The sequence below is a fragment of the Thermostichus sp. MS-CIW-30 genome (assembly GCF_054058015.1).
On the sequence record NZ_JBSRZW010000006.1, the window covers coordinates 39,875 to 53,310 of the forward strand.

The window sequence follows — 13,436 nt, forward strand, 5'->3', positions numbered from 1 at the left end:
CCACTTGGGCACCCTTGCAAAAGCACATTCCCCGTTGTGAGAAAATCATGAGTTGGAGCACCCTACGATGACTGCCCTCTTGACAACCTCTACCCCAGCGAACGTAGCCGCAGAACCCTACCTAAGCCTTGAGAACGTCAGCAAGACCTACTCAACTCCCAAGGGGGATTATCCCGTCTTGCGAGATATCAACCTCAGTGTGAACGAGGGAGAGTTTGTCTGCTTGGTTGGGCATTCCGGCTGTGGCAAAACCACCCTGCTGAATATGGTTTCCGGATTTGCCCAGCCCACCAGTGGCTCGGTGAAGCTGAAAGGGCAGCCGATTACAGCTCCTGGCCCGGAGCGCATGGTAGTGTTTCAAGGGTATGCCCTGTTGCCTTGGCTCACGGTTTATGAAAATGTTTATTTGGCCGTTCGGTCGGTATTTCCCCAAAAGAGCCAGTCGGAAAAGCATCGAATTGTGGAAGAACATTTGGATTTGGTGGGGCTGGGGGAAGCCGCTCAGAAATATCCCTCGCAAATTTCGGGAGGGATGAAACAGCGGGTAGCCATTGCTCGTGCGTTGGCCATCCGTCCAGAAGTGCTGATTTTGGATGAACCCTTCGGGGCCTTGGATGCCATTACCAAAGAGGAGCTTCAAGAGGAGCTGTTGCGCATTTGGGATGAACATCGCTGCACGGTTTTGATGATTACCCACGACATTGATGAGGCGCTGTTTTTGGCCGACCGCCTGGTGCTGATCGCGCCAGCGGGACGGAGTCCTTTGACCAATGGCCCTGCAGCCACCATCGGGCAGATCGTGACCATCCCCTTCCCGCGCCCTCGGGATCGCGAGCGGATTCTTGAAGATCCGCAGTACTACCGCCTGCGCAACTCGGTTCTCAGCTATCTCTACGGCCATGAAGCCAACCCAGAGGCGGCTTACCGGTAAATCCAACCTGGAGCAGTTGACGGAGCGAGAGGGCGACAAGGCAACCCAAAACCCAAAAACCACACACCTTGGCCATCAGGTGCAGCCCCTGGTCAGGCGATCCGCAAACCTCTCTTGGAACTCGCACACAACGCCGTGCAACCGCTCGTCCAAAACGGCCAGCGTCCGGGATGCGATATATGCTGACCCGCCCCTCCAATTCTGAACCTGCAGCTCTAGTGAATGAGGCGGCGCACCGCCCGCAGCAGTAAGGACTCCGTCCCGCTGGCGCGATCGGTGGGGGGAGGAGAGTTGGGATCCCAGCGAATTTCCAACTCAGGTGAGTCTTTGAGCACTTGAGGAGGGCCGGGCGAGGTGTGCAGGATGGCCACACAGCGCAAATTGCCCCGGTCTCGACAAAACTCGTGCCAGAGAGGGATAGCCTCGGGATCCCGGCTGACCACCAGGTAGTGGGAGCAGGCTTCCAGGATCGGCTGCTTTTGCGGATCCACCTTGCCGCCCACATCCACAATCACCAAACTCTTTTGCCGGCGCAAAGCCAGAATGGCCTGGGCATGGAAGCTGAAAAATTCGGGGGTAAAAGAGCCCCGGTACTGGTGCTTGAGGATCTTCGCCTCTTCTGGTGGCAAGTCTAAAGTCCAATTGCCTTCCCCATCCCAATGGGCCCGTTGCAGATAAATATCGGGATGCTCCGGCAGCAGAGCTTCGAAGAGGGAGCGGGCAAGACGGCTTTTGCCACTGTCGGGGGGGCCCACCACCATCACCGCCGCTGCCAATTCTGTTCGCGTCAGCGGGCCGTAGGCCTTGCCCGGCCTTCCCTGCACCCAGGGGATGACCTGGCCCACCCGCACTTCGGGGGTATGGCTGGAGACCACCACCGCGCCCAAGCGTGGGTCATAACAGGCCACCCAACGGGTGAAGTGGCACTCATGCACCAGCCAGCCATACAGCCAAATGGGGGCCCGCCCCGTCAGAACCACCCCCAGCTGGGCATTGATCCCGGCAGGCAGCTGAAGCTGAGCCAAATCCTCTGGAAAAACCAGGCGATCCGGTCGGGTCAGCTCAATTTCGATGACCTGAAAAGACAGTTCCGAAGAATGGGATCTTCGAGGGTCCAAGGACTCCGTCCCGCTGGCGCGAAAGGACTCCGTCCCGCTGGCGCGAGCGGCCAGACAGCCGGAAAGCAAATGCAGTGCCACAGCAGCCATGGGCAGATTTGACGAGACAGGTTGACTTCAGTATGGAAGAGATTGGAAGTGGAAGGTTCCAACTCATGTCAGAGTGGTCAGGCTCTCACTTGCGCCTTGCTCCAAGAAAACCCCTGGCCTGGAGTGCCATCAACTGGTTGACCTAAGAACCGAGGGAACTGTCGGATGAGCGGATTTGAGCTGCCTTTGACGGTGGAAGTGTTGCGTTGGTTAGCGGGCGGTCAGTTGGCGGAGCGCCTGGAGCGGGCCGTGCGCCTGTGGGTACTGCTCCACTGCCTCCATGGCGAAAACCGCTGGCCAGACCTGCCGGAAACCTTTGGCTACACCCACATCCGGGATCGCTTGCTCTCACCACGGCACCCCAAGCAGGATCTGGCACAAGGGATCCCTTCACCCTGTCCTGATGTTGACTGCATTTGCTGGAAACCCTTGAGGTTTTGGCTGAAGGATCCCAACCTATTGGCCGCCTTAAAAGCAGAAGTTCCCGATCTGGAAGCGCTGCTATCTGCTCAACCCTTTCACAAGACCCATCGCACACTGCGCAAAGAGCTGGATTACCTGGCTGCCCGGGGTTGGCTGCAACAAATTCAGGCCAACTCTAGGCGGAGAGATAATTTTCGCTGCCGTGCGCCGGGGGATCGTCCCCAACTGCCCGTATCTTCATCGGCTTTGACCTTATCGGGCCATCAACTGGAACAGATCTATCACATCCTCAGCGATGTGGCCTTTGTACATCCAGATGTGCAGGTTTTGCTGGATGAAATCTGGGAAAATCAAAGGACTCCGTCCCGCTGGCGCGATCAGCACTCGCAGCGGCGGCTGTTTGTGTGGTTTGAGTACATCCTCTCAGACGAACAGCAAGAACGGGTGGATGAATATCAAAGCCAGCTAGAAGCCCTTTGGGCCAACCCAGAAGCGGGGGTGATCGGTTTTGACTACGCCACCCGCCAACATGGGATCCGACACGTTCTCACTTACCCAGTCTGTTTGTTCTATGCCCGCCGCGCCAAGTATTTGGCAGCCTTTGGCCAGCTCCCCACCCCCGAGGGATCCCTGGGCTGGCACAATTTTCGGCTGGATCGGATCCAGTCTGAGCGCTTGGCGGTGATCCCCTGGGGCGATCCTTCTATCCCGGCAGAGCTGGCAATCCGCAAACGGCAAAAGAAGCTGCCCAGCCCAGAGGAAGTCCAAGCAGCATGGGAAGAAGCCTGGGGATCCGATTTTTACCTGCCCAAGGCATTGTTGATCCTTCGATTTTCCCCGGAGTTTGCCCGTCGCTATGTGGAAAGCACAGTGCGACATCCCACCTTCCAGCCCATTGCCTACGAGCGGATCCCGGCTTTGGTGCAGCAGGCAGTGGCGGATGCGCGGGAGCGCGAACAGATTTTGAACATTGTCCGGCAAAGGCCGGCCAGCGACCGGTACTTCTGCGCCTGGGCACGGGTGGGAGATACCAATTTCACCATGCGCCTGCGGGATTGGCGGCCCAACGGCGAGGTGATCGCTCCCCTGGCCTACCGGGAACAGATGGCTCGAGAAGCTCAGGCAGAGCTGCAGTTTTATCGCCCCGACCTGAAGCTTTCTTGACCTTCCTGCCCATGACCACCCTCTACCTAACCGAGCCGGGGACTGTGGTTCACTGCCAAAACCAAACCCTGCTCATTCGCCGCCGTGGTCAAGAGCAGCTTTGCCGCCTTGCGGAGGTGGAGCTGGTGGTGGTGTTGCCCGGGATCCAATTGACCAGCGCAGCTTTGGCCCAACTGCTGGATCGAGGCATCGAAACCATTTTTTTGCGTGCGGATGGCGGTTTTCGCGGTCGCCTGCAGGGATCCTTCTCCACCAACTCTGAGATCCGTCTGGCCCAGTATCAGCGGGCCTACTCCCCCTGGGGGCTGAGGTGGGCCAAGGTGATTGTGCGCGGCAAGATTCGCAACCAACGGGCAATTCTACAACTGCACAACCGGGCTACCCGCGGCCAAATTGCCCCCTTACAGGAGGGTATTGATGTTATCGCCGCCTACCTGCAACAGTTGGATCGCTCCGTGTTCGAATGCCCACTGGACACTGCAGAGTTGGAAAACAAGCTGGAACAGTCGTGGTTGCCCCTGCTGAATCTCAAGGAAGACAGTCTGCGGGCCTACCCTTTGGATGCCGCGGCCAAGAAGCAGGCCAAAGTCTTCGGGGGGCCTCCCCCCTATGAGCCGCCGGACTACCTGATCTTCTGAGGCTCTCCACCGGGCCGAAATTGTAAAGTTTTGTGCGCGATCTGTCGGGGCGAGCCATCACCAGCCTGACTCTGCCGGCACGAGATTTTAAGGGAAACTTTAGATCTTTTGCCCCGATTGGCCCAAAAACGTGACATGATGGCCGTAGCAAGCTCAATTTCCCCGCTTGCGCTTGGCCGCGAGGACAATGTTAATATCTGTGTCGAGGAATCTCCGTACTCCCTCGCGAACGCACCTTGAAAACCTCATGAATTCAGGCTTTTCCGAGGGTAGGGTTTATCCCTACCTTTTCCCCGCAAGGGGACGGAAACGTTCCACCCCGTCTCCAGTACAAGCCAGTAACCACGGGTTTATCCCTACCTTTTCCCCGCAAGGGGACGGAAACGACTTGGCATCACAGTCGTGAAGGCCTGCTTAAACACAGTTGATCCCTACCTTTTCCCCGCAAGGGGACGGAAACACCCCATCTAACTGGGGAAGCCATGTGGGTTTGAGGTTGATCCCTACCTTTTCCCCGCAAGGGGACGGAAACGTTTTATAGAAGAGGCGAACTCCCCGGGCTGTGACCTGCGTTGATCCCTACCTTTTCCCCGCAAGGGGACGGAAACGTCTTTGCACGAGATACAAAGAACTCTTTGTTTCCCGTTGATCCCTACCTTTTCCCCGCAAGGGGACGGAAACGAAGACTACTCCAATAAGGAGGGTAGGCTATGTACAGTTGATCCCTACCTTTTCCCCGCAAGGGGACGGAAACTAGTACTTGGTCACCTCGGGTGGGGAGTAAAGCCCCTCCCATCCGTTGATCCCTACCTTTTCCCCGCAAGGGGACGGAAACTAGAGAGAAGCGAGTAATGAGCAAAGAGAAGTGAGGTTGATCTCTACCTTCTCCCTGCAAGAGCATGCCTCTAACCCCCAAAACCCTGAACTTTGCTGAATTTACTGAGCTTTAGGCGGTTTGGCAAAAGTCATTGAGAGGGATATAGTAGACCAAGTTTCCCCCTGATCCTTGAGTCCACCGCAACGGTTGCCGGGAAGTGAAGGGGGAAAGCGCTCGGGGGGTATTCCTCAGGGCTTTGTGGGATACCGCCTTCCTGCTTGGACTCCGTCCCGCTGACGCGAACAGAGATAGGCAGGATGCAATCGCTTCTTTCCTGAACCATGTTCAGGAGAGTTCAGCGTGAATGTATCAGGCTCAACAAAGTACCTCAAGTCATCTAGGGAAGACTGCTCGACGAGTAGTCCTGGGATCCAGACTGGAGAGAGCGGCGGGCCAGCTTGGCATAGGTCTTCACCGTCTCGTAGGGCATCTCCAAATCAGCGGCGATCTGTTGTAAGCTCTCTCCACCTTCGCGGCGGGCCAGGATCGTCGCCCACAGTTGGGCAGTTTTTTCGGCGCGGGATCCCCCTTGTCGTTGCCGCTGGCTGAGAAAGAGGGCGCTCAGCTCCTCGATCCGCTGGGCCACCTGCTCTTCCCGGGAAGGGACAGGGGAGGCGGGTAGCTCTTCGGCCAACCAACCCAGGCGGGTTTGCCCTAGCCCAAAGGGGGTTTTGTGGCCGGTGCCGCAGTAGGGGGCAAGGTGGATCAGGGCTTGGAGCTGCTGCTGCAACAGCTCAGGCGCACGGGAGGAGACAGCCAACTGCACACAGCCGATGAATCCCGTCACGGATCCCTGGCGACCTGCGGTGGTTTTGACCGATTCCAGACGGTGCCGCTGGATGATCACTTCCCCATCCACCCAATCCAGAAAAGGCTCCGCCTCGATGGGCAGACCGGAAAAATCGTTCCAACGGCGCAGATAGCTGTGGAACAGGTTGCGAGGGATCGGCAGCGGCAGATGGTGGCCCCGGTGGCGAAAGCTGGTGGGCGAGACGAAGGAAAGGCTCCAGGAGCGGGGGGAAAGAGGCTGCTCCAACAGTTGACGATAGGTGCGCGGGGGGATCGAGATCTGCCATCCCAGGATCTGCAGCGGGGATCCCCGCAATTCCAGCCAGGTGGGCAGCCGTTGGCACCACCCTCGCAGCCACTCCACCACCGGCGGGTTGAGGCCGGTGATCCACCAGCGGAAGGGGAGATGAGGCGGGATCAGCGGTCGCCCCCCCTGCTCGCGGAACGGCCCCATCAGCCGGGAGAGGGTAAAAGGTTTCTCCGATTCTCCATCGTGCAAATAGGCCGATAGCTGCGGGTCTGTCTCTTGCACCTGGCTCAAGAACCAGGCGTGCAGCCCTTTGGCATAGTGGGGATCCAGCAGGTAAGACCGAGGAGCCTGAACTTCCAAGGTGATCCCCACCAACTCGGATCCCGTCGGCCACTTGCCGTTCGCTTCTCTATCAGCAGATGGCTCTGAGAAACTCAGCATAGGCACAGCCCATTCCCAGTCCACAGCAACAATCAACACAAAACCCAACTTTCCATTGAGAAAATTTTAGAAGGGATCCCTTCTTATTGGGTTTACTCTCGAATTGCCCGTTGTACAGGCAGAAAAAATCTCACAATCTGAAGAAAGCCTTGAAATCGTCTGCAACCCATCGCACTCGATCTATACTGCTAGCAAGCTAGAGGACTGAAAACCATGAGGCGAGAGCGTTTATCGGATATGGCTGAAACAATCGGTAACCTCAATGGCATCTCTCGGCTTGATTCGATTGGTTACCCACCCAACCGGCAAACCCTTTTTTGAAGGGCTTTGGTCTTCCGCGAAGGATTAAAAATCGAGGCCAATTGCCCCCAGCCTTTAGGGATCTGTCCGTCGCAGCCGATGGAAGCCCTGTCCAAGACTTGTCTTCCTTTTTCGCATTTCGCAGGTGCTGCTCATGACCCCTACTTCTGCTCCCTCTCCCGTTCCTGTTGCCTTGGCCTGGTGCCTGGTGTGGGGAGAACAGCGGGATCCCCAGTTTGCCCTGGAGACCTTGCAGCAGATGCGGGCCGCCGTTCGCGCCGACAACGAGGCCGGGATCCCAGAAGAGCTACGGCCCATTTTGGCTCAGGTGCGCCAATTTCAGGAGAGCATGGCGGCGAAGACCTTTCCCAGAACCCCGGCGGAGCTGCAATCCCGCTACCCGGAGCTGTGGCAGCAGACAACCCGCATCGGCTTGGTTTACGGGGGGGCCACCAAGATCAAGAGCTATGTCTTCGAGTCGGCCAAGCTGTCGGAAATCCGCGGGGCCTCCGCTTTGTTGGATCGCATTAACCTGGTGGATCTGCCCGCCTTTTTCGGGGATCCCGAGCAAACCTACCTGGGATGGGAAGGTTTGGGGAAAGAGTCTCAAGCAGAGCTGAGGGCCTATGTGGCCGAGCAGATCCGGCCTTGGCTGCAGCAGCACTACCCGGCCTTGGCGCAAGCCCTGATCCCGGAGCTCATCATCTACTCCACCGGGGGCAATCTCCTGGCCTTTTGCCCGGCGGCCCATGTGGACGATCTCTGTGAGGCCATCGAGCGGCGCTACACCGAAGAAACCCTCACCGCTAACGCCTGCGCCGTGGGATCCGCCTTTCGGCTGCTGGAACTGCGCTACGGCCTGTTGCGGGATCCCATCGAACGCACCCCCTGGCTGGATTGGCTGGCGCAACACAAAACCCATCCCCTGGTGAGAGCCTATTTTGGGGATGGCAGCGAAGCCAGATTTCAAGACCGCAAAAGTTTCAACGAGTTGGTGGGTTACCTGGCCGCCCGCTTCAACCACCGCCGCAACGGCAATCCGGATCCCGGTCGCCCCAGCCGCGCCCATCCCGCCTTTTTTGAAACCCATCCCTACCTGCGCCGCGACAGCACCGACCGTCGCCCTGCCATCGCCAAAGCCGACCTGGTCGATCAGCCCTGGCTCTCGGAAGCCACCGCTCGCAAAGCCCTGGTGGGTCGCCAGGCCAAGCGCATTGAAACAGGCAAGCAAGGGTGGTTCCGCAAGTTCCCCACCTGGGATCCCGGCTTTGTGGAAAGCTGGGTAACGCGATTTGCCCGCTTTCTCAACTCTCCCGCCGGCGAGCCCTACCGGGAGCGCTATTTGCAGCCCCATCAGGGATCTGTCCAGGGGATCGGCGAGGCCCAATCTCTACGGGAAGTGGCCAACGCCAGCCTGGGCAGCCAGGGCTTTGTGGCTTACCTTTACGCCGATGGCAACGACATGGGGGGCTATGTGCAGCAGATCCAAACCCCAGAAGCCTACCGACAATTTAGCCGGGATGTTTCCGAGGCAACGGAAAAAGCCGTTTACCACGCCCTCGCCCAGCACCTGCAGGCCCATCGGCTGCACGGCCTATCCCCAGATCCGGAAACCGGCAGAGACCGCAACGGCGAGTGGATCCACCCCTTCGAGATCCTGACCATCGGCGGAGACGATGTGTTGGTGGTGGTGCCTGCCCACAAAGCCCTGGAAATTGCCGCCACCTTCTGTGAGCAGTTTGAGCAGCTCCTGCTGGACACCTCGGCAACCTATGCAGCTCAATCTTCCGGCAAGGTGCCTCACCGCTACCCGGCGGCAGATCGGAAGCTCTGTCGGCTCTCCGCCTCGGTGGGGGTGCTGATCGCCTCGGAAGACACCCCCATTTACTACGCCGAAAAGCTCACCGAACAACTGTTGAAATCCGCCAAGAGCTACGCGAAAAAGCTGAAGCCCAAAGACAAGGACTGCTCTGTGGCCACCATCGACTTTCTCTCGTTGAAGTCGGTCGCCCTGGTTGCCTCCAGCATCCAGGATTTTCGTCGGGAAGCTCTGGAGATCCGCCAGAACAGCCACACCCTCAAGCTCTACGCCGGCCCCTATACCGTCCCGGAAATCCACGGGTTGCTGAGAACGGTACAAGCCCTGCAGGAGGCCAATTTTCCTCGCTCCCAGCTTTATCAGATTCGCAGCTTCTTGGAAAAAGGCAAACGCACCGCCACCCTCAACTATCTCTATTTCCGCAGCCGCCTGGGCAAAAAGGGGCAGCCGCTGATGGAGGCTTTTGAGCGCACCTGGTGCAAGGCCAAAACCAACGACGGCCACCTTCCCCCCTGGATGTATGTTGAGCCACAGGTATCCTCGTCAACGCCAACCTATGAAACCATCTGGCGGGATCTGGTGGATTTGTACGCCTTTGTGCAAAAACAGCCCCAGGCCGAGGGTCGGCCCGTTCTGGCGGAGGTGGAGTGATGGTGAGACTGGCAGAGCTGCCCCAAGCGGGGCGAACGATCACCTCTATCCCTTTGAGGGCCACCCTCGCCTCTGCCCTGGCGGTGGGAGCCGGCGGCTCCAGCGGCTCCCTGGCGGATAAGCCCCTGCTCAAAGATGCCTTTGGCAGGCTGATCATTCCCGGCTCCCAACTGAAGGGGCGGCTGCGCCACGAGTGCGAGAAACTGGCCCGTGGCCTGGGCTGGGCCATTTGCCGCTCTCCCGACCCAGAGCGCATGTGTCCGCAGCGGGAGGGCAGCGCAGGAAATTTCCACCGCCCCGAATACCAGGTGGAGGGCTATGCCGGATCCCATTGTCTGGTCTGCCAGATATTCGGCAATCCGGCCCTGCCTGCCCGCCTGTGGGTGGAGGATCTCGTCTGCGAGGTGCCGCCAGCAGCTCTGGAACCAACCCTTCGCCCTGGGGTCACCCTCAACCGCCGCCGCCGCACCGCCGAGGATCAGCGGCTCTACCTCATTGAGACCTCTCCCGCGGCTGAGCTGACTTTTTCCGGATCCCTGCAGCTTTTGCCCGATTGCCCTTCCTGGGGCAAAACTCTCCTGTTGGCGGCCCTGCACCACCTGATCGCGCTGGGGGGCAGCAAATCCGCAGGTTTGGGCTGGCTGCACTGGGATCCTGGATCCCTGCAGGCTCTCCAGCCCACCGCAGCCGATTGGGCTTTCTTGGCCCAGGGAGGGAGCTGATGGAAGCCATTCAACTCACCCTAACGGCTCAGTCTCCCTTGGCCATCGGTCGGCAAAAGCCGGGCGGCTCCATCAGCGAGGCCCAGGATTACATTCCCGGCAGCGTGATTCGCGGTGCTCTGGCCGACCTCATGCTCAGCCAAACCCAACATCGCCCTGCCGAGGCGCTGGAAGGAGATTTGGCCGCCCTGTTTACGGCAGCTCGGCCTGCTGTGTTTACCCACGCCTATCCGGGATCCGGCAGCAAGGTCTTGCCGGCCACGGCCTTCAGCTCGAAAAACAATCCCGGCTTCCGCTCAGAGGCGGGCAAAACGGGGGTGTTCGACACGCTCCTGGATCGCTTCTGCTCACAGCGGCTGGGGATCCCGTTCGATCCCACAGAGCCGGACGGTTCCGGGGGAAGAGTGGAGCCCTTCGGGGGGTTCTACAGCCAGCAGGAGTCTGACCTGGGGCCCCGCTACGAACGAGCTGCTGTGTCCAAACGCCTGCTCACGCGGGTGGGGATCAACCGTCGCCGCGCCACTGCTGCCGACCAAATCCTCTACAGCCTAGAGGTGATGAACGAGGGCAAAGCCCGCCCCAATGGGCATCTGGAGCGCTCCCTTTTCAGCGGCTACATCTACCTGCGGGATCCCGAGCTGGCCGAGACCCTCACCCGCTACCTCAACGCCCACGCCCACCTGCTGCGCTTGGGAGGAGGGGTGTCGCGGGGATTGGGCCGGGTCAACGTCACGGCTCGGCGTCTGGCTGCTCCCCGGCCTTCCCTGGCCCAGCGGGTGGAAGCCTTCAACCAAAAGCTGCGGCAGCGCTGGCAACAATGGCAGGTGTTCGGGGATCCCTGGCAGCCCCTTCCGCCGGAGCGGCAGTATTTCTCCATTGGGCTGCAGTCGGGGGCCATTCTCAAAGAGCGCTGGCAACGCACCACCGTGCTCACCCCCCAGATGCTCCAGGAAGAGGCCAACTGCGAAGATGGATCCCTGGCTTTGGAGCTGGCCTTCAGCAGCTACGCCTATGTCTCCGGCTGGAACGCTGCCTGGGGTCTGTTCAAAGATGTAGAATTGGTAACCACGCAGGGCAGCGTCTTTCTGCTGAGCACCACGCAACTGGAGCGTTGGATCCCGATTTTGGCGGAGATGGAATACTGGGGGATTGGCGAACGCACTGCTGAAGGATTCGGCCAAATCGAAGTTTGCAGTCCGTTCCATCATCATTTCTGGGAGAACCCGCTATGACCTTCGCCACCAGCGAGATCACATCGGAACAAGAGCTCAAGATCCAACGGCAAATCCGGCTGGCCGAAGATGATCTGGTCGCCAGAATTCAAGCCGCCTTGGATAACTTCAGAGGTCTCAACAGATTGGAAGAGGCCCAATATCGCAACCTATTGCACGTGGCAGCTTCCACCGAAAGCTCAGAGGTGATCAAGAACTTTTTGCGCTACCAGGTGGGGCGCGATGACAAGTGGGGGCGGGGCAAAGACTCTTTGGCAGAAGCCATCATCAAAGACATCGACAACTGGATTCATCAAAGGGCTATAGCCATCGCCAGGGAAGCCGGAATTGAAAGAGCATCCCCCAAAGTCAACGAGATCAAAATTGACTTGATTCGGCGCTACCTGGGCTATGGGGCCCGCTACCTCAAGTACAAGCGAGAGGGAGGAGGATCCTAGACCGTGACCTACAGCAGTTTTACCCTTGAGAGAGCCATTTCGACCTTTCAGCTCAGGTCAAGAATCATCCATGGCCTGTTTGCAGAGGTTCCACCGACTGAGTGCTCCGATTACTTGAAAATAACCCTAGATCGCTATCTCGGCTTGGCCACCTCGGTCAACAGCGAAAAAGCCCGCTCCGAGTTTATCATCGCCCCTGTGCTGGGAGAGGTGAAGTACCTATGTCGGGATCAAATCTCGCTGTTTTCCGGCAAGGAATTCAACGTGGATCCCGAGAGGGGGTTGGTGGGCCTATGCGACTACATCATTTGCCTATCCCCTCTCCAACTCTACATTCAAGATCCGGTGGTGATTATCGTTGAGGCCAAAAAAGAAGACTTGATCGGGGGTCTGGGCCAGTGCGTTGCCGGTATGGTGGGGGCACAGGTCTTTAACAAGAACTCCAATTCTCAAGTAGACAGTGTCTATGGAGCAGTAACCTCAGGAACCAACTGGCGATTTGCAAAACTCGAGGGTGACCAACTCTTTATCGATGACAGGGAGTACTTTATCTCAGAAATTGCTCAGATCCTAGGGATCCTCTTGAGTTTTATTAGGGGCTCCGTCTCGCTTCGGGAATGGCAAACCTCTGCAGTACAAGCCTTAACTTGAGCAGCCATTTGAGGGAACAATGTTCGACGTTTTCAAAAACCGCTTGGAAATCACCGGCACCCTCACCACCGTGACCGCTCTGCACATCGGGGTGGGCCGCTCCACCGAACCCATCGGCTCGGATTTGCCGGTTCTCAAGGATGCGCTGGGCCGTCCGCTCATTCCCGGCTCCAGTTTGAAGGGGGCGATGCGCTCTCGCCTGGAAAGTTTCTTGCGGGGCATCAACCCAGAGCTGGCCAGGGATCCCGGCGAATTGACCAGCAGCGAGCAATTTCAGATCATCAACCAAATTAAAAATGACTACAAAGGGGACGATGCGGCTCTGACTCAAAAGCTCATTGAGGCCACCGACTGGGTCTCGCAGGTGTTTGGATCCCCTTGGTTGGCCGGCAAGGTGCAGATCCGAGATTTGCCCGTGGTGCCGGAAGCCTGGTTTGGCCAGTACCAAGAGCGGGATGGCGTGGCCATCGATCGGGATACGGAAACGGCGGCAGATGGCAAGCTGTACGACTTGCAAGTGGTGCCTGCCAGCACCCCCTTCCGGTTTCATGCCGTCGTCGAAAATGCCGAGGAATGGGAACTGGGCCTCTTGGCCATTGGCCTGCACCAATTGGAAACGGAACAGATCCCCCTGGGAGGGGGGCGCTCCCGTGGCTTGGGGGTTGTCCGCCTGCAGATCTCGGCAATCTATTGGTTCGACTCGGAAGGGGATCCAAGACGGCTGCTGGCCTACCTTCAAGAGCTGGTGGCCGGATCCCGACAGCCGCTCAGCCCGGAGCAGGCTGCCGCTTTGCGCCAAGACTGGGTGGAAGCCCTGGTTGCCAAATTAACAACGGCCTCTCAACGGCAATCGGTCGGCCCCCGCCGCTAGCCCTATTTCATGTCAGGAGGGATCCCGATGGT

The 13,436-nt window shown here is 58.6% G+C and carries 11 protein-coding genes and 1 CRISPR repeat array; of the genes, 9 read left to right on the forward strand and 2 right to left on the reverse strand.

The features are described 5' to 3' along the window. Window positions 1–67: 67 nt before the first annotated feature. Window positions 68–931, forward strand: a complete 864-nt coding sequence (locus tag ACVWXW_RS03970; RefSeq protein ID WP_457402899.1) for a nitrate ABC transporter ATP-binding protein — start codon at window positions 68–70, stop codon at window positions 929–931. A gap of 215 nt (window positions 932–1,146) precedes the next feature. Here the strand turns inward: ACVWXW_RS03970 and crn3 are convergent, their stop codons facing one another. After that, a complete protein-coding gene (gene crn3, locus ACVWXW_RS03975; RefSeq protein WP_457402901.1) occupies window positions 1,147–2,139 on the reverse strand; it encodes a CRISPR-associated ring nuclease Crn3/Csx3 in 993 nt (330 codons plus the stop codon). A gap of 165 nt (window positions 2,140–2,304) precedes the next feature. On the opposite strand from crn3, the gene ACVWXW_RS03980 reads away from it, so the two are divergent. Both ACVWXW_RS03980 and cas1 read left to right on the forward strand, forming a co-directional pair. Further along, window positions 2,305–3,726, forward strand: coding sequence for a TIGR03985 family CRISPR-associated protein (locus ACVWXW_RS03980; RefSeq protein WP_457402902.1), 1,422 nt, complete (start codon window positions 2,305–2,307; stop codon window positions 3,724–3,726). 11 nt (window positions 3,727–3,737) lie between these two features. After that, a complete protein-coding gene (gene cas1, locus ACVWXW_RS03985) occupies window positions 3,738–4,364 on the forward strand; it encodes a CRISPR-associated endonuclease Cas1 (protein WP_457388323.1) in 627 nt (208 codons plus the stop codon). A gap of 274 nt (window positions 4,365–4,638) precedes the next feature. Next, a CRISPR array of direct repeats spans window positions 4,639–5,199; the repeat unit is 37 nt; unit sequence GTTGATCCCTACCTTTTCCCCGCAAGGGGACGGAAAC. Between the two features lie 379 nt (window positions 5,200–5,578). On the opposite strand, the gene cas6 is transcribed toward cas1, so the two are convergent. Further along, window positions 5,579–6,721 carry a CRISPR-associated endoribonuclease Cas6 gene (cas6, locus tag ACVWXW_RS03990; RefSeq protein WP_041437102.1) on the reverse strand — a complete coding sequence of 381 codons (1,143 nt, stop codon included), beginning with the start codon at window positions 6,719–6,721 and terminating at the stop codon, window positions 5,579–5,581. Between the two features lie 559 nt (window positions 6,722–7,280). On the opposite strand from cas6, the gene cas10 reads away from it, so the two are divergent. From cas10 to csx7, 6 genes are read left to right on the forward strand one after another with little or no spacing between them, the layout of a single operon-like run. After that, window positions 7,281–9,491, forward strand: a complete 2,211-nt coding sequence (gene cas10 / locus ACVWXW_RS03995; RefSeq protein ID WP_457402976.1) for a type III-B CRISPR-associated protein Cas10/Cmr2 — start codon at window positions 7,281–7,283, stop codon at window positions 9,489–9,491. Further along, the gene (locus tag ACVWXW_RS04000) at window positions 9,491–10,213 is read left to right on the forward strand and encodes an RAMP superfamily CRISPR-associated protein (RefSeq protein WP_011432243.1); all 723 of its coding nucleotides are present in this window, start codon (window positions 9,491–9,493) and stop codon (window positions 10,211–10,213) included. Before cas10 ends, ACVWXW_RS04000 begins: the two co-directional genes overlap by 1 nt. Further along, window positions 10,213–11,445: a type III-D CRISPR-associated RAMP protein Csx10 gene (gene csx10 / locus ACVWXW_RS04005; protein ID WP_414344022.1), complete on the forward strand. Its 1,233-nt coding sequence runs from the start codon at window positions 10,213–10,215 to the stop codon at window positions 11,443–11,445. The genes ACVWXW_RS04000 and csx10 overlap by 1 nt, the downstream gene beginning before the upstream one ends. Then, window positions 11,442–11,882, forward strand: a complete 441-nt coding sequence (locus tag ACVWXW_RS04010) for a hypothetical protein (RefSeq protein ID WP_414344023.1) — start codon at window positions 11,442–11,444, stop codon at window positions 11,880–11,882. Before csx10 ends, ACVWXW_RS04010 begins: the two co-directional genes overlap by 4 nt. A gap of 3 nt (window positions 11,883–11,885) precedes the next feature. Next, complete coding sequence (locus ACVWXW_RS04015) at window positions 11,886–12,533, forward strand: hypothetical protein (RefSeq protein ID WP_457402903.1); 648 nt, start codon at window positions 11,886–11,888, stop codon at window positions 12,531–12,533. Window positions 12,534–12,552: 19 nt separating this feature from the next. Beyond that, complete coding sequence (csx7, locus tag ACVWXW_RS04020) at window positions 12,553–13,404, forward strand: type III CRISPR-associated RAMP protein Csx7 (RefSeq protein ID WP_011432239.1); 852 nt, start codon at window positions 12,553–12,555, stop codon at window positions 13,402–13,404. Window positions 13,405–13,436: the final 32 nt, after the last annotated feature.